The 18,403-nt window shown below is 71.7% G+C and carries 14 protein-coding genes; 6 read left to right on the top strand and 8 right to left on the bottom strand.

Going from position 1 to position 18,403, the window contains the following annotated elements; genetic code table 11:
- Positions 1 to 106: 106 nt before the first annotated feature.
- From J8M51_RS27320 to J8M51_RS27305, 4 genes are all read right to left on the bottom strand, one after another.
- Positions 107 to 1,453, bottom strand: a complete 1,347-nt coding sequence (locus tag J8M51_RS27320) for a wax ester/triacylglycerol synthase family O-acyltransferase (protein ID WP_086758824.1) — start codon at positions 1,451 to 1,453, stop codon at positions 107 to 109.
- A 177-nt stretch (positions 1,454 to 1,630) separates the two neighbouring features.
- Positions 1,631 to 2,851 carry a glucose-1-phosphate adenylyltransferase gene (gene glgC, locus J8M51_RS27315; RefSeq protein WP_086758822.1) on the bottom strand — a complete coding sequence of 407 codons (1,221 nt, stop codon included), beginning with the start codon at positions 2,849 to 2,851 and terminating at the stop codon, positions 1,631 to 1,633.
- Between the two features lie 56 nt (positions 2,852 to 2,907).
- Complete coding sequence (gene glgA, locus J8M51_RS27310; RefSeq protein ID WP_086758820.1) at positions 2,908 to 4,068, bottom strand: glycogen synthase; 1,161 nt, start codon at positions 4,066 to 4,068, stop codon at positions 2,908 to 2,910.
- A 95-nt stretch (positions 4,069 to 4,163) separates the two neighbouring features.
- Entirely contained in the window at positions 4,164 to 4,904 is a 741-nt protein-coding gene (locus J8M51_RS27305) for a (2Fe-2S)-binding protein (protein ID WP_086758819.1), read from the bottom strand.
- A 228-nt stretch (positions 4,905 to 5,132) separates the two neighbouring features.
- On the opposite strand from J8M51_RS27305, the gene J8M51_RS27300 reads away from it, so the two are divergent.
- On the top strand, positions 5,133 to 6,302 hold the full coding sequence (locus J8M51_RS27300) for a DMT family transporter (RefSeq protein ID WP_179203246.1): 1,170 nt from the start codon (positions 5,133 to 5,135) through the stop codon (positions 6,300 to 6,302).
- A gap of 45 nt (positions 6,303 to 6,347) precedes the next feature.
- On the opposite strand, the gene J8M51_RS27295 is transcribed toward J8M51_RS27300, so the two are convergent.
- The gene (locus tag J8M51_RS27295; protein ID WP_086758814.1) at positions 6,348 to 7,466 is read right to left on the bottom strand and encodes a transglycosylase family protein; all 1,119 of its coding nucleotides are present in this window, start codon (positions 7,464 to 7,466) and stop codon (positions 6,348 to 6,350) included.
- A 335-nt stretch (positions 7,467 to 7,801) separates the two neighbouring features.
- Between J8M51_RS27295 and gndA the strand changes: the two genes are divergently transcribed.
- Complete coding sequence (gene gndA, locus J8M51_RS27290) at positions 7,802 to 9,241, top strand: NADP-dependent phosphogluconate dehydrogenase (protein ID WP_086758812.1); 1,440 nt, start codon at positions 7,802 to 7,804, stop codon at positions 9,239 to 9,241.
- Positions 9,242 to 9,638: 397 nt separating this feature from the next.
- Here the strand turns inward: gndA and J8M51_RS27285 are convergent, their stop codons facing one another.
- Both J8M51_RS27285 and panD read right to left on the bottom strand, forming a co-directional pair.
- Positions 9,639 to 9,983: a GNAT family N-acetyltransferase gene (locus tag J8M51_RS27285; protein WP_086751725.1), complete on the bottom strand. Its 345-nt coding sequence runs from the start codon at positions 9,981 to 9,983 to the stop codon at positions 9,639 to 9,641.
- Between the two features lie 47 nt (positions 9,984 to 10,030).
- Positions 10,031 to 10,450, bottom strand: coding sequence for an aspartate 1-decarboxylase (gene panD / locus J8M51_RS27280; RefSeq protein ID WP_086751723.1), 420 nt, complete (start codon positions 10,448 to 10,450; stop codon positions 10,031 to 10,033).
- 198 nt (positions 10,451 to 10,648) lie between these two features.
- Here panD and J8M51_RS27275 point away from each other — a divergent pair, with 198 nt between their 5' ends.
- Positions 10,649 to 11,401, top strand: coding sequence for a hypothetical protein (locus J8M51_RS27275; protein WP_256964009.1), 753 nt, complete (start codon positions 10,649 to 10,651; stop codon positions 11,399 to 11,401).
- Between the two features lie 91 nt (positions 11,402 to 11,492).
- Here the strand turns inward: J8M51_RS27275 and J8M51_RS27270 are convergent, their stop codons facing one another.
- Positions 11,493 to 13,397, bottom strand: coding sequence for an ABC transporter ATP-binding protein (locus tag J8M51_RS27270; RefSeq protein WP_179202854.1), 1,905 nt, complete (start codon positions 13,395 to 13,397; stop codon positions 11,493 to 11,495).
- Between the two features lie 143 nt (positions 13,398 to 13,540).
- On the opposite strand from J8M51_RS27270, the gene J8M51_RS27265 reads away from it, so the two are divergent.
- The 3 genes from J8M51_RS27265 to J8M51_RS27255 all read left to right on the top strand — a co-directional run bounded on the left by J8M51_RS27265 (position 13,541) and on the right by J8M51_RS27255 (position 18,342).
- Positions 13,541 to 14,503, top strand: a complete 963-nt coding sequence (locus J8M51_RS27265) for a lysylphosphatidylglycerol synthase transmembrane domain-containing protein (protein WP_086751717.1) — start codon at positions 13,541 to 13,543, stop codon at positions 14,501 to 14,503.
- Between the two features lie 267 nt (positions 14,504 to 14,770).
- Complete coding sequence (locus J8M51_RS27260; RefSeq protein WP_216587828.1) at positions 14,771 to 15,853, top strand: mechanosensitive ion channel family protein; 1,083 nt, start codon at positions 14,771 to 14,773, stop codon at positions 15,851 to 15,853.
- A gap of 269 nt (positions 15,854 to 16,122) precedes the next feature.
- Positions 16,123 to 18,342 carry an NADP-dependent isocitrate dehydrogenase gene (locus tag J8M51_RS27255; protein ID WP_086753583.1) on the top strand — a complete coding sequence of 740 codons (2,220 nt, stop codon included), beginning with the start codon at positions 16,123 to 16,125 and terminating at the stop codon, positions 18,340 to 18,342.
- The last annotated feature ends 61 nt before the right edge of the window (positions 18,343 to 18,403 follow it).

Genomic DNA, 18,403 nt, shown 5'->3' with positions numbered 1-18,403 from the left:
GCGCCCCGTGCTTTTCCCCGAAAGGGCCGCAGGCATCTTTCAGGGGCGCGGGGAACTGCGCGAGAAGCCCTACCGGACCCGCACCCGACGACGCACCCCCTACGTGTCACACCTCACACGCCGCCAGAAGCTCCTCCACCTCCCGGGTGACCGCACGGGACAGCCGCTCCAGGTCCGGGACGGCCTCCGCGTCGGCGACGAGGCCGTAGTGGACGCTCCCCCGGTACGTGGAGACGGCGACGGCGAGGGACTGCCCGTGGGCGAGCGGGGCGAGGGGGTAGATCTCGGACAGCGGGCAGCCCCCGAGGCGAAGACCGAGGCTCGGCAGCGGCACGCTGGTGACGAGGATGTCGAACCAGAGGCGGGCGGCCTGGCTCACCAGTGGCCCCCCGAGGCGGTGGCCGAGCGGCAGCACATGGTCGGCGAGAAGGGCGACCGCCCCGGCCCCCCGGTTCGGCCCGGCGTCCTTGTTCCGGTCCATCGCCGCGCGGACCGTACGCAGCCGCCGCAGCGGATCCGGATCGTCCACCGGCAGTTTCATCAGATATCCGGAGAGCCGGTTGCCCTGCGGATGCGCCGTGCGCGGCCGGCGCTTGGAGACCGGGATCAGCGCCCGGGGCGCGACCCCCTCGCTGCCGTCCCCGCGCTCGTCCAGCCACCGCCGCAGCGCGCCCGCCACCACCGCGATGAGGACGTCGTTGACGGTGCCGCCTACGGTCTTGCGGATCCGGTGCACATCGTCGAGGTCCACGAGGACCCCGGCCGTACGGCGGGTCCCGCTGGCCTCGGAGGTGAGCGCGGCGGAGGACCGGGCGCCGAGGGTCGCGTCGAGCGTGGTGCGGGCGACGGACGCGCCGATGTCGAGGGCGCGCCCCAGGTCGGAGAGGGTCCCCCGGACAAGGTCGGGAAGCTTGCGCACCTCGCCGATCAGGCCGCGCGGCGGCTCGGCGCGGCGCGGCCGGGGGGCGGGCATGTCGATGGGGTCCATCACGGCGGCGGCGAGCGTCAGCGCCCGCAGTCCGTCGGCCAGCGCGTGGTGGAACTTGAACAGCACGGCGAACGAGGTGCCGTCCACCGCCGGCAGCACATGCGCCTCCCACGGCGGCCGGCCGCGCTCCAGCGGGCGTTCCATCAGCCGCCCGGCCGCCTCGTGGAAGTCGGTGGTCGGCGCGTGCAGCCGCACGTGGTCGAAGGGCTCGAAGTCGGCGACGGGCTCACGGGTCGCGCCGCCGAACGCGAGCGGCAGCCGGACGTCGGGGACCCAGACGTCCCGGATCCGCATCCGCAGCCCGGGCACGGCGGCGGCCCGGGTGGCGAGCAGCTCGGCGGCGTGGGCACCCGCGGTGGGCGAGTTCGCCGGGAAGACGCCCAGGGCGGCCAGGTGCATGGGGTGTTCGGCGGACTCGATGTTCCAGAACGCCAGGTCGAGTGGGGCGAGCAGGTCAGAAGTCAAGGGCTTGCCTCGCGTCGACGACGGGTGAGTCAGCAGTCAATCGTCATTGGCCGATTACGGTCAAGTACGATCAAGCTACGCACAGTTAACAACAGATTAAGTCCCGCCACCTGATGGAGGCGGGACTCATGGGACATCTGTGTGCACAGCGGTCACCCTGAAGGGCTATCCCCAGGCCTACGGCACCTGCTGACCCTTGCCCAACGCGATCACCCCGTCACGGGAGACGGTGTACAGCTCGGCGTCCCTCTCCGGGTTGACCCCGATGGTGGCGCCGGGGGGCACCTGGACGTTCTTGTCGATCACGGCGCCCCGGACGACCGCACCCCGTCCGATGTGGACGTTGTCGTGCAGGACCGAGCCCTGGACGACGGCGCCCGGGTCCACGACCACCCCCGGCGAGAGGACGGACCGTGTCACCTGGCCGCGGATCAGGCAGCCCGCGCTGATGATCGACTCGCTGGCCATGCCGCCCGCGTTGAACCGGGCCGGGGAGAGCTGGCCGGAACTGGTGTAGATGGGCCAGCTGCGGTTGAAGAGGTTGAAGGCGGGGCGCTCGGCGATGAGGTCCATATGGGCGTCGTAGTACGCGTCGAGCGTGCCGACGTCCCGCCAGTAGCCCTGGTCGCGGGTGGTCTCACCGGGCACGTGGTTGGCGCTGAAGTCGTACAGCTGGGCCTCGCCCCGGTCGGTGAGCTGGGGCAGGATCGAGCCGCCCATGTCGTGCACGGAGTCCTCGTCCTCCGCGTCCCGCTGGAGCGCCTCCACCAGGGCCTTGGTGGTGAAGATGTAGTTGCCCATCGAGGCGAACACGCATTCGGGGTCATCGGCCAGGCCCGGCGGGTCGGCCGGCTTCTCCAGGAAGCGTTCCACGGCCCGGCCGTCGGAGCCGGGCGTGATCACCCCGAACGACGACGACTCCGTGCGCGGCACCCGGATCCCGGCCACCGTCACCCCCGCGCCGCCCTCGATGTGCTGCGCCAGCATCTGGCGGGGGTCCATGCGGTAGACATGGTCCGCGCCGAACACCGCCACGTACTCCGGCCGTTCGTCGTGCACCAGGTTCAGGGACTGCAGGAGCGCGTCGGCGCTGCCCAGGTACCAGCGCGGGCCCAGTCGCTGCTGGGCCGGGACCGGGGTGACGTAGTTGCCCAGCAGGCTCGACATCCGCCAGGTCGTGGTGATGTGCCGGTCCAGCGAGTGCGACTTGTACTGCGTGAGCACGCAGATGCGGAGGATGTCCGCGTTGACGAGGTTGGAGAGAACGAAATCCACCAGGCGGTACGTGCCGCCGAAAGTCACCGCTGGTTTCGCACGGTCGGCGGTCAGAGGCATCAGTCTCTTGCCCTCACCGCCCGCCAGTACGATTCCCAGCACCGAAGGTCCACCGCGCCGCATGCCGCCGCCCCTCTACACCCGCTCGTGCCGAACCCTGCTCTTTGCCTGCCCCTTGACTACCCCGGTTTGAGGACTTCCTCGTAAAGCCGCACCGTCCGACGGGCGACCGCGTCCCAGCCGAACTCGCGCACCGCCCGCTCCCGCCCGGCCGCGCCCATGCGGGCGGCGGTCGCCGGGTCGGCGAGCACCGAGTCCAGGGCGCGGGCCAGCCGGCCCTCGAAGCCCTCCGCGTCGTCCTCGGTCGGCACCAGCAGGCCCGTGACACCGTCCTCCACGACCTCCGGTATGCCGCCGACCCGCGAGGCCACCACCGCCGTACCGCAGGCCATCGCCTCCAGGTTGACGATGCCGAGCGGCTCGTACACCGACGGGCAGACGAAGACGGCGGCGTGCGTGAGGAGCTGGATGACGTCCGGGCGCGGCAGCATCTGCGGGATCCAGAACAGGCCCTCGCGTGCGCGGCCCAGCTCCGCGAAGAGGTCACGGAACTCCTGGTCGATCTCCGGGGTGTCCGGTGCGCCGGCGCACAGCACGACCTGCACGCCCGGGTCGATGTCCCGGACGGCGCGCAGCAGATGGGGCACGCCCTTCTGCCGGGTGATCCGCCCGACGAACAGGACGTACGGGCGGCCGGGGTCGACGCCGATCCGGTCGAGGACGTCCGTGCCGTGGTCCGGGCGGTAGAGGGAGGTGTCGATGCCGTTGTGCACGACGTGGAGCCGCGCCGGGTCGAGCGCGGGGTAGCAGCCGAGGATGTCGTCGCGCATGGCGCCGGAGACGGCGATCACCGCGTCGGCGGACTCGACGGCGGTGCGCTCGGCCCAGCTGGACAGGGCGTACCCGCCGCCCAGTTGCTCGGCCTTCCAGGGACGCAGCGGCTCCAGCGAGTGGGCGGTCACCACATGGGGGATGCCGTGCAGCAGCTTGCCGAAGTGGCCGGCGAGATTGGCGTACCAGGTGTGCGAGTGGACCAGTTCACGGCCTTCGAGACCGGCGGCGATGGCGAGGTCCACGGAGAAGGTGCGCAGCGCGTCGTTGGCGCCGTCGAGCGCGGACCAGGGCCGGTGGCGCACGACGCCGCCGCTCGCCCCCTCGCCCCAGCAGTGCACGTCCAGGTCGATCAGGGACCGCAACTCGTGGGCGAGGAACTCGACATGGACACCCGCGCCACCGTAGACGTCGGGCGGATACTCCCGGGTCAGCAGGCCGACTCGCACCCGGAACCCCCTGTCTCAGCGGCTGGTTCCCACATGGTCACCCAGAAGGGTCGGTTGCGGAAGACCACGATGTGCGCGCGGGCGCACGCCCGATGTCAGGAGCGGGGGGCGCGGCGGGGGCGTGCGCCGGGCGGCCGGTCGAAGCAGCAGTCGCCGCACAGCCCGCCGCCGGGCAGCCGGTAGTAGAGGCAGCAGCTGCGGCGGCGGTGTGTCACCGGGTCGAGCGTGCCCGTCAGGGACGGGTGCGCGAACAGGTCGGCGGCGAGCGCACGGGCCCGACTCGCCGCCTCGCCACGGCCGTTGGCGGCGGCCCAGCGGTCGATCTGGCGCACGGCGCCCATCAGCGCGGAGGCCGCGTTCCCCCACAGCAGCCGCTCGGAGACGGGCAGTCGAGCGCGCAGCGCCGCCGCCAGCGGCAGCAGGTGGCCGTCCCGTACGACCTCGCCGATCCGCTCGGCGGGCAGGCTCCGCACCTCGGTGAGCCACAGGTCGTCCGGGGCGCTCGCGTCCGCGTCCCAGCGCAGCAGGCGGGGGTCGAGGTCCGGGACACGGCCGTACAGGGCCGCCGCGCCGAGGGCCACGGACCACAGGCGGGCGGCGAGGCCGAGGTGGGCGATGGAGGCGGCCACCCGCGGTTCCGGAGCCCGCACACTCCGGGCGACCTTGTGGACACGGAAAATTACGGGATTCGCGTAAACCTCCTCTTCCACTTCGGCACCCGGTGCCGCATAGGCCTCCGCGAGCGTGGGCGGTGTGCCGTGCGGCGGTTCTCCCGTGCGTAGTACGAAGAAACCGCCGAGGGCCGAGAGCGCGGTGAGGCCGGGGTCGTGTTCCACGAGGACGAGTAGTACCAGGGTCCGCGGGCGCGTTCACCTGGCGGTGTACACCCTGTGTCGCCCCTCTTGGGTATGACGCGGGACGGGTCGTACTCCAACGGCAGTAGGACGTATTGAGTGCTCAGGTACGACGACGTGAGCGCTTCGGCGAGGCATCGTGGTCACCATGAAAGCCGAGCGTTCACCGCGCCGGGCCGGGAGCCCCCGCGCTGCGCCGAGGAGCCGCAGATGAGTGCCCTCGCGTTGTCCGTGCTGCTGTCGTTCGTCTCCGCCGTGGCGTACGCGGGCGGGGCGATCGTCCAGGAGCGTGTCGCGGTGTCCTCCCCCGGCCAGTCCTACGCGCCGCTGCGCCGGCCGGTCTGGTGGGCCGCCGTCGGGCTGAACGGCCTCGGCGGGCTGCTGCACGTGGTGGCCCTGGCCTACGGCCCGCTGAGCCTGGTGCAGCCGCTGGGCGCGCTGACCATCGTCTTCGCGCTGCCCATGGCGGCGCTGTTCGTCGGCCGCAGGGCGGGCTCGACGGCCTGGCGGGGCGCGATCATGGCGACGGTCGGGCTGGCGGGTCTGCTCTCCCTGGTCGGCACGGCCGACGCGCAGTCGCTGGACACCGCCCAGCGGGTGCTGGTGGGCGTGGTCAGCGGGGGCGCGGTGGCCGCGCTGACGGTGGCGGGGCGCGCGGCGCACCGGCATCCGGCGGTGCGCAGCATCCTGCTGGCGGTCGCCTCCGGTGTCGCGTTCGGTATGTCCTCGGTCTTCACCAAGACGGTCGCCGTCGACTGGACGGACGGCGTCACCCTCTCCGACCTGCCGACCCTCGCGGTCATCGGCGTCTTCGCCACGGCCGGTCTGCTGCTGTCCCAGGCCGCCTACCGGGGCGGCGGCCTCGCGGCCCCGCTCGCCACGCTCACCGTGGTCAACCCGGTGGTGGCGGCCGCGGTCGGCATCACGATGTTCGGCGAGACCTTCCGCTACGGCACGACCGGCACCCTGCTCGCGCTGGGCTGCGGTGTCGTCGCCGCGGGCGGTCTGATCCTGCTGACGACCGAACGCCTCGGTGACGAGGCCGAAGCGGAGCGGGCCGGGGCGGAGCGGGCCGATGTGGCCGGCGCGGACGCCATGGCTCCGGTCACCGGCCGGGACCGGGAGTCCCTGGCCCTGGAGGAGCTGCTCGCCGGGCTTCCCCGGCAGACGGTGGGCGCCCCGGGCATCGGTGACCCGATCCCCCTCGGTCTCGACCTCGGCCTCGACAAACGGGTGGTCGTACCGGCTCCGTTCCTGGGGAGGAGCGCGGCGGGCGCGGACGACGACGCGCCGCCCGATCCGCTGCTGCGGCCCTTCCACGGCGAGCTGTATGTGCCCAGGGCACTCCTCGACCGGCATCGCGACCGCGTGAAAACCTGAGCGGGAGGCCCGGACGGGCCTCCCGCACCACGTCAGGCCACCACGTCAGATCCGAACCCCTCCCGCCCGCAGATAGGCGATCGGATCGATGTCGCTGCCGAAGCCGGGCCCCGTCCGCACCTCGAAGTGCAGATGCGGGCCCGAGCTGTTGCCGGTGGAGCCGGAGCGGCCGATGCGCTGGCCCGTGCTCACGCTCTGGCCGGCCTTCACGGAGATCGCCGACAGATGCGCGTACTGCGTGTAGCGGCCGTCCGCGTGGCGGATCACCACCTGGTAGCCGAAGGAGCCGCCCCAGCCCGAGGTGACGACCTCCCCGGCGGCCACGGACTTCACGGAGGTACCGGTCGCCACCGGGAAATCGGCCCCCGTGTGGTAGCCCTTCGACCAGGAGGAGCCCGAGGCGCGGTAGGGCGTGCCGAGGGAGGCGCTGACCGGGGCCACGAGGGACCCCGACTCCTGCCGCTTCTCGGACGCCTGCTGCTTCTGCGGCTTCCGCTCCTTCTGGACCTTCTTCTTCTCCTGCTTGCTCTCCTGCTTGCTCTCCTTCTGCCGGCCGGCCGTGTCGAGGCTCAGCCGCTGGCCCGGGATTATCACGTCCGGGTCGGAGCCGATGGCCTTGCGGTTGGCGTCGTAGAGCTTGCGCCAGCCGCCCCGCACGTCCTGGGAGTCGGCGATCTCGGAGAGCGTGTCGCCCCGGACCACCGTGTACATCTCGACCTTGCCGGCCTGCGACTGGGGTGTGGTCTGCGGCTTCACGTCCTCGACCCGGCGCGTGGGCCCGTCGCCGCCGCGGGTGAGTCCCGCGCGCTGCGAGCAGAGCGGCCAGGCCCCGGGGCCCTGTCCGTCGAGGACCTTCTCGGCTATCGCGATCTGCTGTTCCTTGGTGGCCAGGTCCGCGCGGGCGGCGTAGGCGGTACCGCCGAAGGCCTCCCAGGTGGACTGGCTGAACTGCAGACCGCCGTAGTAGCCGTTCCCGCTGTTGATGTTCCAGTCGTTGGTGGACTCACAGGCCGCGACCTTGTCCCAGGTCTCGACATCGGCCGCTTCCGCGACCCCGGTGCCGATCAGCGGGAGCGCCATCCCGGCACCGCCCGCCGTGACCGTGAGTGAGGCGCGATTGATCCTGTTCGGCTGGTACCGACGGTGCCGACCGCGTACGGCCATGGAAAAGCCCCCTCGCCTATGCCATGAGCCGCAAAAGTAAGCGCCACGAACCGGCCATGACAAGACGAAAAATCAGCCGCTCCCGTCCCGTGAGTGGCGGGTTAGCACCCTGTTCCGGCGCGTAAGTGCCGCCCCCCGGCGCGTGCGTGACAAGCGACGGCGCACAAGCACCCGGGTTGCGCTCCCCATTGAGGCAGGTAGGGCCCTTCCTGCGTACTCACCCACGGCAGGCCGCGCAGTGCGGACGGGGCCGGTGCACGTCAGGATGGCCGGAAGGACAATACTGGCGGGCAGGAACGGCACCACCGATATCAGGATCCATAGGAGCCAACCGTATGAGCACTTCAGCCCAGATCGGCGTCACCGGCCTCGCGGTCATGGGGAGCAACCTCGCCCGCAACTTCGCCCGCAACGGCTACACGGTCGCGGTCCACAACCGCTCCGCGGCGAAGACCCACGCGCTGATCGAGGAGCACGGGCACGAGGGCGACTTCATCGCGGCCGAGACCGCCAAGGACTTCGTACAGGCGCTGGAGCGCCCCCGGCGCCTGGTCGTCATGGTGAAGGCGGGCGGGCCGACGGACGCGGTGATCGAGGAGTTCGCGCCGCTCCTGGAGCCCGGCGACATGATCATCGACGGTGGCAACGCGCACTTCGCCGACACCCGCCGCCGCGAGGCCGCGCTGCGCGAGCAGGGCATCCACTTCGTCGGCGCCGGTATCTCCGGTGGCGAGGAGGGCGCGCTCAACGGCCCGAGCATCATGCCGGGCGGCCCGGTCGAGTCGTACGACTCCCTCGGCCCGATGCTGGAGAAGATCTCCGCGAAGGCCGCCGACGGCGCGCCCTGTGTCACGCACGTCGGCCCCGACGGCGCCGGGCACTTCGTGAAGATGGTCCACAACGGCATCGAGTACGCCGACATGCAGCTGATCGGCGAGGCCTACCAGCTGCTGCGCGACGTGGCCGGTTACACCCCCGCGCAGATCGCCGAGATCTTCCGCACCTGGAACACCGGGCGCCTCGACTCGTATCTGATCGAGATCACCGCCGAGGTGCTGGCGCACGTGGACGCGGCCACCGGCAAGCCGTTCGTGGACGTGGTCGTCGACCAGGCCGAGCAGAAGGGCACCGGCCGCTGGACCGTCCAGATCGCCCTGGACCTGGGCGTTCCGGTCTCCGGTATCGCCGAGGCCGTCTTCGCGCGCTCGCTGTCGGGCCACGCCGCGCTGCGCGACGCGTCCCGCTCGCTGGCCGGCCCCAAGGCCACCCCGCTGAGCGCGGCCGAGGCGGGTGCCTTCGCCGACCGGGTCGAGCAGGCGCTGTACGCCTCCAAGATCGTGTCGTACACCCAGGGCTTCCACGAAATCGACGCCGCCCGCGACGAGTACGACTGGAACATCGACCTCGGCAAGGTCGCCTCCATCTGGCGCGGCGGCTGCATCATCCGGGCGGCCTTCCTGGACCGGATCCGCGCGGCGTACGACGCCCGGCCCGACCTGCCGAGCCTGCTCTCCGACGAGACGTTCGCCCAGGAGATCGCGGCGGCGCAGGACGACTGGCGCGAGGTGCTGGTCGCCGCGACGCGGCAGGGCGTGCCGACGCCCGGTTTCGCGGCGGCGCTGGCGTACTACGACGCTCTGCGCGCCGAGCGGCTGCCCGCGGCGCTCACCCAGGGGCAGCGGGACTTCTTCGGGGCGCACACCTACCGCCGGGTGGACCGGGAGGGGTCGTTCCACACGCTGTGGGGGCAGGGTCGGGGCGAGATCGAGGCCTGAGCGCCGCGCACCTGAACCTTGGTGACGCGGCCCGGCGTGAGAAGTTCACGCCGGGCCGCGTTTCTGTTTCCGGCCCCCCGTTCCTCTGCCCACTTCCTACGACAGCGGGCCCGGCCTCGGTTCGCCCGGGACCGGGTCCGGGCCGGGAGGGCTGGGGACGGGGTCCGGGTCGGGGGTGGGCACGGGATCGGGGAACGGGGGCGGCGGGAAGGGTTCGGGGCGGTCGGGGCCCGGGCCCGGGGTGGGGCCGGGCCGCACGGGGTCCGGGTCGGGGTGTGTCATCGCGTCCTCCAGCCATGGGTACGTCCGCCATGGACTCGGGGCACGGGTACCCGCCGCCGGTGCGGGCAGTCACCCGGTCGGCGGAGCCGCCGCGAGGGGTCCGCCGCCGGGTCCCTCAGAAGCCCTCGGGGTGGGCGATCAGCCAGTCCTTCGCGGCCCGCAGCAGCTCGGGGTCGACGGCCGGGGCCGCTTCGGGGTGCCGCTCGGCCCACCTGACGACGTACGGGCACAGGGGGGCGACGACCATGCCCTCGCGGGCCGCGATGCCGTACAACTCCCGGGCCAGCGAGCCCGCGACGCCCTGTCCCTCGTGCGCGGGCTCGACGATCGTATGGACCGGAACGAGGGCGCGCCGCGGCGATTCGAGGACGAAGTACTGGATGTGACCGGCCAGTTCGTGGCCGGCGAGGGCCTCCAGACGGCCGGCCGCCCGGTCGTCGCGGATCTGTACGTCGCTCATGGCACTCCTCGCGTGCGGATCGGGGACGCCGGGCGGCCCTCGCGGAGTCAGACGGTGACGGCCTGCGGGCTGCGCCGCTGGTCCGAACCCGGCACCGGCTCGGAGGCGTCCGAGCCCAGCGCCACGATCCGGTTGCCCTGGTCCACGTGCACGACCCTGGGCTTCAGGGCGCGGGCCTCGGCGTCGGGGACCTGAGCGTAACTGATGATGATCACCAGATCTCCGGGATGGACGAGATGGGCCGCGGCCCCGTTGATCCCGATCACCCCGGAGCCCCGCTCGCCCTCGATGACGTACGTCTCCAGCCTGGCGCCGTTGGTGATGTCGACGATGTGCACGAGCTCACCCGGCAGCAGGTCCGCGGCTTCGAGCAGTTCGGCGTCGATGGTGACGGACCCGACGTAGTGCAGGTCGGCCTGGGTGACGGTGGCCCTGTGGATCTTGGATTTGAACATGGTACGCAGCATCGGCGGACTCCCATGAGTAGGCTCCCTGCCCGCGAATCTGCAGGTCAAGGGCTGTTCTCGCACCTTACAGCGGAACGCGTACGCGATGCCCCTCGCCGACCTCCGTGAGGATCGCCACAACGGGCGGGGGCTCGGCCGGGGTTCCGTCCCGTGCGGGGGCCCTGAGGGGGCCGGCCGGGACGCGGTTACTGTACGCGGATGTCGTACCGACTCGATGCCGTCGTAGGGGACTTCGACCGCCTGCGGAGCTGGGCCGAGGGTGTGCCGGGGGCGGTGGTCGCCCCGCTCGGGCATCGCATGGGGCTGCTGCCGCTGTCCGCCGCGCTCCGCTCCGACCTGGCCGGGGCGCTTCGTGACCTGTCGCTGAGGGGGCCGGTGGCGCATGTGCAGGCGGACTTCTGGGGCGGCGAGGGGGATCAGACCGCCGTCCTGTGGCGGGCCGGGGTGCGGGAATGGGGGCCGGCGCACACCTCGGACTTCAGTGGTCCCCGGGAGGACTGGCCGATCAACGCGGCGCTCGCCCGGCTCGGTGTGCCGCCGGCCGGCCCGGGCGCGCCGGACCACCGCGATCTGTTCGTGGAAGTGGGCCTCGGCCGGGGGCGGGACGAGGACGACTGGCACAGGGCCGCGTCGCGGGCCCGCGACGCGGCCGACTACGACGCGTGGCATGCGAGAGACCAGGCCGAGCGTGAGTCCGAGGCGCGTGCCGCGGCCGAGCGAGCCGTCCGTGAGCGGCTGTCCGGCGTCCCCGTGCCCCTCGACGGCAGGGACGTCATCGCCCTGCTCGGCCTGCCTCAGGGCCCGGCGATCGGGGCGGCCGTCCGCCACCTCCAGCAGCTCCACATCGACCGCGGCCCCCAGTCCCGCGAGGAAGCCGAAGCCGCACTGCGCACCTGGGCGGCAGAGCGGGGCCCGACCCCTGCCGCTCCGGGCCGGGGCGGCACGACCTGAGGCCGAGTTCGATCGCCGCCGTCCCGACGGCGATCCTCTCGATCCGTCTGGCCCGGCCCGGATCCCCGGGGACCGTCCGGCCGTCCGGCCGTCAGACCGCCGCGACCGGTGCCTCCGCCCCGGGTGCGTGGGCCGTCGGCCTCTCGAACTGGGTCCGGTACAGCTCCGCGTAACGCCCGTCCGCCGCGAGCAGTTCCTCGTGCCGGCCGCGCTCCACGATCCGGCCCGCCTCGACGACGAGGATCTGGTCGGCGGTGCGCACGGTCGACAGGCGGTGGGCGATGACCACGGCGGTCCTGCCCTCCAGCGCCTCCGCGAGGGCCTCCTGGACGGCGGCCTCCGAGGTGTTGTCGAGGTGCGCGGTGGCCTCGTCGAGGATGACGACGCGCTGGCGGGCCAGGAGCAGCCGGGCGATGGTCATGCGCTGGCGTTCGCCGCCGGAGAGGCGGTAGCCGCGCTCGCCGACGACGGTGTCGAGGGCGTCGGGCAGGGCGCGCACGAGGTCGTCGAGGCGAGCCCGGCGCAGCACCTCCCACAGGTCGTCGTCCGTCGCCTCGGGGCGCGCGAGGAGCAGGTTGGCGCGGACGGTGTCGTGGAACAGGTGGCCGTCCTGGGTGACCATGCCGAGGGTGCCGCGCAGTGACACCGCGCTGAGGTCGCGTACGTCGACGCCGCCGATCCGGACCGTGCCCGTGTCCGTGTCGTAGAGCCGGGGCAGCAGTTGGGCGACGGTGGACTTGCCGGCGCCCGAGGAGCCGACGAGGGCGACGGTCTGGCCGGGTTCGGCGCGGAAGGAGACGCCGTGCAGGACCTCGGTGCCGCCGCGGGTGTCGAGGGCGGCCACCTCCTCCAGGGAGGCGAGGGAGACCTTGTCGGCGGACGGGTAGCCGAAGCGGACGTCGTCGAACTCCACGGCCACCGGGCCCTCGGGGACCTCTCGGGCGTCCGGTTTCTCGTCGATGAGCGGTGTGAGGTCCAGTACCTCAAAGACGCGCTCGAAGCTCACCAGGGCGCTCATGATCTCCACGCGCGCCCCGGCGAGCGCCGTGAGCGGCGCGTACAGCCGGGTGAGCAGCAGGGCCAGGGACACGATCGCGCCGGCCTCCAGGGTGCCGCGCAGCGCGAACCAGCCGCCGAGGCCGTACACCAGGGCGAGCGCGAGGGCCGAGACGAGGGTGAGGGCCGTGATGAACGCCGACTGCGCCATCGCCGTACGGATGCCGATGTCCCGTACCCGGCTCGCCCGTTCGGCGAACTCGGCGGACTCGTCGTCCGGTCGTCCGAAGAGTTTGACCAGGGTGGCGCCGGGCGCCGAGAAGCGCTCGGTCATCCGGGTGCCCATGGCGGCGTTGAGGTCGGCCGCCTCCCTCTGGAGCCGGGCCATCCGCTTGCCCATGCGCCGGGCGGGGAGCACGAAGACGGGCAGCAGAACGAGGGAGAGCAGGGTGATCTGCCAGGAGAGGGTGAGCATCACGGCGAGGGTGAGCAGCAGCGTGACCACGTTGCCGACGACTCCGGACAGGGTGTTGCTGAACGCGCGTTGGGCGCCGATGACGTCGTTGTTGAGACGACTGACGAGCGCTCCCGTACGAGTACGTGTGAAGAACGCGACCGGCATGCGCTGCACATGATCGAAGACGGCGGTTCGCAGATCGAGGATGAGGCCCTCGCCGAGCGTCGCCGACAGGCGTCGGGCCACGAGGCCGAGCGCCGCCTCGGCGACGGCGATGGCGGCGATGAGCACGGCAAGGCGGACGACGACGTCCTCGTCGCCGCCCGAGACGATCACGTCCACGACGTTCCCCGCGAGCACCGGCGTCGCCACGGCGAGCAGCGCGGTCACGACGCCGATGCCGACGAACCACGCGATACGGCGACGATGTGGACGGGCGAAGACGCCGACGCGCCGTAGCGTCGTCCGGGCGAGGGGGCGGTTGTGCCGCTGGGCGGTCATCATGCCCTGCAGCTGGGTCCAGGCGGTGGTCTCCATACTCATGCGGACGACGCTAGAACCTCGACCAAGCTTGAGGTCAAACGTATTTCGGCGTACGCCGGAGCGCGGTGACGTCCGCCGCCGGTCAACCGCCGTCCGCGCACCCGCAACCCCCTGTTGGCCGGGCACGGAGAACCTCTCCCGGTGTGACAGCCACACAGCTTCCCCGACCACTCATCAGGCGCGTTCCGGTGCGGCGGATCCTCTGTCTGCTCCCGCTCGCGCTGGTCCTGGTGGTCGCGGTGCGGCACCGTTCCGTTCTCGCCGAGGGCTTCGCCCAGTTGGCGACCGCGCGGTGGCCCTGGCTGGTCGTGGCGGTCGGCGTGACCTGTCTGACCTGGGTCGCGGCGGCCGTGACCCGGCAGGGGGCGCTTGTCGAGCGGCTGCCGGTGCGGCGGTTGCTGGCCACCCAGTTCGCGGCGGGCGCGGCGAATCATCTGCTGCCGACGGGACTCGGCGCGAGCGCGGTGAACCTGCGGTTCATGATGGTGTGCGGGGTGTCGGCCGCTCGTTCGTCGGCGGCGCTCGCGCTGTATCTGCTGGCGGAGTCCGTCGCCCGCGTCGGCCTGCTGCTGGCCCTGCTGGTGGCGTTCCCCCGGGCCCTGCGGCTCGGCCCGCTCCTGCCCGCCGGCGCCTCGACTCCCCTGCTGGTCACGGCCGTCGCCGTCGGGTGCTGCGCCGTGGCCGCGGTGTTCCTGGTACGGCGGCTGCGTGCGGCCGTGTTCGGTTTCCTCCGCACCGCGTCGGGCGAGGCCAGGGCGGTGCACGCGCGACCGACGCGGGTGCTGGCGCTGTGGGGTGGTTCGCTGGCGTTCCCGGCGTTGCAGGCGGGTGTCCTGGTCACCGTGGGGCTGGCGCTGGGGCTCGACATTCCCGTGACGCACATGGCGCTCGCCTATCTCGCCGCCACGGTCGCGGTCGCCCTCGTGCCGACGCCGGGCGGCCTCGGTTCGGTGGAGGCCGCGCTCGTGGTGGCGCTGGTGGCGGCCGGTGGCCCGGCGGCCGTGGCGACCGCGGTGGTGCTGGTGTTCCGGGTCATCACGCTCTGGCTGCCGTTGCTGCCGGGGGCGTTGACGCTGGGCGCGCTGGTCCGGCTGAAGGTGATCTGAGCAGGCGGCACCGTACCGCCGAGCACATCCGGACATTCCCGGTGGCACGGGGCCTGTCGTCGGCCGATCCGCGCAGGTCCGGTGCCGATCAGCCGCGCGGATACGGCAGGATGAGCGGTCGTGCCCGACGTCGTACACGCGTCCGGGCAGGTGCTGATCGTGCATGACGGATTCGAGCAGGTGGCAAGTGACGACACATCACATACGGCCCACGGGACCTGACATACGGCTCGCCGGCCGGTCCCCGCGCCCCTCGGGAGGCGACCGATGACCCGGGCCCTCACCCTCGACGACTACCTCGTGGCCGGAATCACCCTGGTCGCGGGCCTGTTGGCCGCGTTCCTGCTGCGGCTGCTGCTGCGCTGGCTCGGCGGCCATGCGACGAAGACCCGCTGGGGCGGGGACGACGTCATCGTGGACACGCTCCGGTCGCTGGTGCCGTGGGGCACGTTCGTCGCGGGCGCGGCTGCCGCGGCGGCGGTGCTGCCGCTGACGAAGACCGTGCAGCACAACGTGAACCAGTCCCTGACGGTGCTGTTCATCCTGGTCGCCACGATCACGTCGGCCCGGGTGATCGCCGGTCTGGTGCGTACGCTCGCCCAGTCCCGGGCGGGGGTGGCGGGCTCCGTCACCATCTTCGTGAACATCACCCGGGTCACGGTCCTCGCCATCGGCTGTCTGGTGATCCTCCAGACGCTGGGCATACCGATCGCCCCGCTGGTCACCGCCCTCGGTGTCGGCGGTCTCGCGGTGGCGCTGGCCCTCCAGGACACCCTCGCCAACCTCTTCGCGGGCATCCACATCCTCGCCTCGAAGACGGTCCAGCCCGGTGACTACATCAAGCTGAGCAGCGGTGAGGAGGGCTATGTCGTCGACATCAACTGGCGGCAGACGACGATCAAGTCGCTCTCCAACAACCTGGTGATCATCCCCAACGGGCAGCTCGCCGGCACGAACATGACCAACTTCAACCAGCCCGAGCAGGACATGACGCTGCTGGTGCAGGTGGGGGTCGGCTACGACAGCGATCTGGAGCATGTGGAGCGGGTGACCAACGAGGTGATCGGCGAGACGATGAAGGAGGTGGAGGGGGCGGTTCCCGATCATGAGCCGGCCGTGCGGTTCCACACCTTCGGTGACTCGCGGATCGGGATGACCGTGATCCTCGGGGTCGGGGAGTTCAGCGACCAGTACCGGATCAAGCACGAGTTCATCAAGCGGCTGCACAAGCGGTACCGGGCCGAGGGGATCAGTGTGCCGGTGCCTCGGCGGGCGATCACGTTGCAGACGGGTGGGGGGAGTGTGGAGATCCCGCATCAACGAGGGAGCGCCGTCGACGTGGCGCCGTAGGGGACGGTTGTCGGGCGCGGGCCCGGTGGGGCTTCTCGCGCGGTTCCCCGCGCCCCTGCAAGGCCTACGGCGCATTTCAGGGGCGAAAAGCACGGGGCGCAGCCCCTGCTTTTCAGGGGCGCGGGGAACTGCGCGAGAAGCCCCACCCACCCGCACCCGACAACGCACTCGCCCGTGGCGCGCCCCACACACCGACCCCTGTCGAGTCCCTCCCCCGCACGAGATATCTTGATGTCGAGCAATGTTGCAGACGTGGAGCGGAGCACCCGGTGACTGACTCGACCATCATCTATACGCACACTGACGAGGCGCCCGCCCTGGCGACCCACTCGTTCCTGCCCGTGATCAAGGCGTACGCCTCGCAGGCCGGTGTCTCCGTCGAGACCCGTGACATCTCGCTGGCCGGACGCATCATCGCCGTGTTCCCGGAGTACCTGGAGGAGGGCCAGCGCATCGCGGACGCCCTCTCCGAGCTGGGCGAGCTGGCCAAGACCCCCGCGGCGAACATCATCAAGCTGCCGAACATCTCGGCGTCGATCCCGCAGCTCAAGGCCGCCGTCGCCGAGCTGCAGGGCCAGGGCTACGCGCTGCCGGACTACCCGGACGACCCGAAGTCCGACGAGGAGCGCGAGATCCGCGCCCGCTACGACAAGATCAAGGGTTCCGCCGTGAACCCGGTCCTGCGTGAGGGCAACTCCGACCGCCGCGCCCCCGCCTCGGTCAAGAACTACGCCAAGACCCACCCGCACCGCATGGGCGCCTGGTCCTCGGACTCGAAGACCGACGTGGCGACCATGGGCGAGAACGACTTCCGCTCCACCGAGAAGTCCGCGGTGATCTCCGAGGCCGGTTCACTGAAGATCGAGCTGGTCGGCGACGACGGCTCCACCACCGTGCTGCGCGAGTCCGTACCCGTCCTCGCGGGCGAGGTCGTCGACGCCTCCGTGATGCGTGTCGCCGCGCTGCGCGAGTTCCTGACCGCGCAGGTCGCCAGGGCCAAGGCCGAGGGCGTGCTGTTCTCCGTGCACCTCAAGGCCACGATGATGAAGGTCTCCGACCCGATCGTCTTCGGTCATGTCGTGCGCGCGTTCTTCCCGAAGACGTTCGCCCAGTACGGCGAGACGCTGGCCGCGGCCGGTCTGTCCCCGAACGACGGTCTGGGCGGCATCTTCAAGGGTCTGGAGGCCCTGCCGGAGGGCGCCGAGATCAAGGCCGCCTTCGACGCCGAACTGGCCGAGGGCCCGGCGCTGGCGATGGTCGACTCCGACAAGGGCATCACCAACCTGCATGTGCCGTCCGACGTCATCGTGGACGCCTCGATGCCGGCCATGATCCGCACCTCCGGCCACATGTGGGGCCCGGACGGCGCCGAGGCCGACACCCTCGCGGTCCTCCCGGACTCCTCCTACGCCGGTGTCTACCAGGTCGCGATCGACGACTGCCGCGCCAACGGCGCCTACGACCCGTCGACCATGGGCTCCGTCCCGAACGTCGGCCTCATGGCGCAGAAGGCCGAGGAGTACGGCTCCCACGACAAGACCTTCGAGATCCCCACCACGGGTACGGTCCGCCTCGTCGACCAGGCCGGGAACGTGGTCATCGAGCAGGCGGTCTCCGCCGGTGACATCTTCCGCGCCTGCCAGACCAAGGACGACCCGATCCGTGACTGGGTGAAGCTGGCCGTCACCCGCGCCCGCGCCACCGGTGACCCGGCGGTGTTCTGGCTGGACGAGACCCGCGCGCACGACGCCAACCTGATCGCCAAGGTCGACGCCTACCTGCCGGAGCACGACACCGAGGGCCTGGACATCCGGATCCTCGCCCCCGTCGAGGCCACCAAGCTGTCGGTGGAGCGCATCCGCCGCGGCGAGAACACCATCTCGGTCACCGGCAACGTCCTGCGCGACTACCTCACGGACCTCTTCCCCATCCTGGAGCTGGGCACCAGCGCCAAGATGCTGTCGGTCGTCCCGCTGATGGCGGGCGGCGGCCTCTTCGAGACGGGCGCCGGCGGCTCCGCCCCGAAGCACGTCCAGCAGCTGGTCAAGGAGGACTACCTGCGCTGGGACTCCCTCGGTGAGTTCTTCGCGCTGGTCCCGTCCCTGGAGCAGTACGCGACGGCCACCGGCAACACCAAGGCCAAGGTCCTCGCCGACACCCTCGACCGCGCCACGGCGACCTTCCTCAACGAGGACAAGTCCCCCTCGCGTCGCGTCGGCGGCATCGACAACCGCGGCAGCCACTTCTTCCTGTCCCTGTACTGGGCCCAGGAGCTGGCCGCGCAGACCGACGACGCCGACCTGGCCAAGGCCTTCGCGCCGCTCGCCGAGATCCTCACGGCGAACGAGCAGAAGATCGTGGACGAGCTGATCGCCGTCCAGGGCAAGCCCGCCGACATCGGCGGCTACTACCAGCCCGACCCGGCCAAGGCCGCCGCCGTCATGCGCCCCTCGGCCACGTGGAACGAGGCGCTGGCGAACTTCGCCTGACCCGTCCTCTGCGCATGACCCACCCCTGCGCATGGCTCACCCCCTGCGCATGACGCCGACC

This window comes from Streptomyces griseiscabiei, from assembly GCF_020010925.1.
GTDB classification, from domain to species: Bacteria; Actinomycetota; Actinomycetes; order Streptomycetales; family Streptomycetaceae; genus Streptomyces; species Streptomyces griseiscabiei.
Note: the sequence above shows the minus strand (reverse complement) of the source record. Positions and strands in the feature narration are given on the sequence as shown.

Coding starts and splice junctions, on each gene's coding strand:
- glgC (WP_086758822.1), bottom strand. CDS start 2,851: ATGCGGCGCGGTGGACCTTCGGTGCTGGGAATCGTACTGGCGGGCGGT.
- gndA (WP_086758812.1), top strand. CDS start 7,802: ATGAGCACTTCAGCCCAGATCGGCGTCACCGGCCTCGCGGTCATGGGG.
- J8M51_RS27295 (WP_086758814.1), bottom strand. CDS start 7,466: ATGGCCGTACGCGGTCGGCACCGTCGGTACCAGCCGAACAGGATCAAT.
- J8M51_RS27285 (WP_086751725.1), bottom strand. CDS start 9,983: ATGAGCGACGTACAGATCCGCGACGACCGGGCGGCCGGCCGTCTGGAG.
- J8M51_RS27275 (WP_256964009.1), top strand. CDS start 10,649: ATGTCGTACCGACTCGATGCCGTCGTAGGGGACTTCGACCGCCTGCGG.
- J8M51_RS27270 (WP_179202854.1), bottom strand. CDS start 13,397: ATGAGTATGGAGACCACCGCCTGGACCCAGCTGCAGGGCATGATGACC.
- J8M51_RS27300 (WP_179203246.1), top strand. CDS start 5,133: ATGAGTGCCCTCGCGTTGTCCGTGCTGCTGTCGTTCGTCTCCGCCGTG.
- J8M51_RS27260 (WP_216587828.1), top strand. CDS start 14,771: ATGACCCGGGCCCTCACCCTCGACGACTACCTCGTGGCCGGAATCACC.
- panD (WP_086751723.1), bottom strand. CDS start 10,450: ATGCTGCGTACCATGTTCAAATCCAAGATCCACAGGGCCACCGTCACC.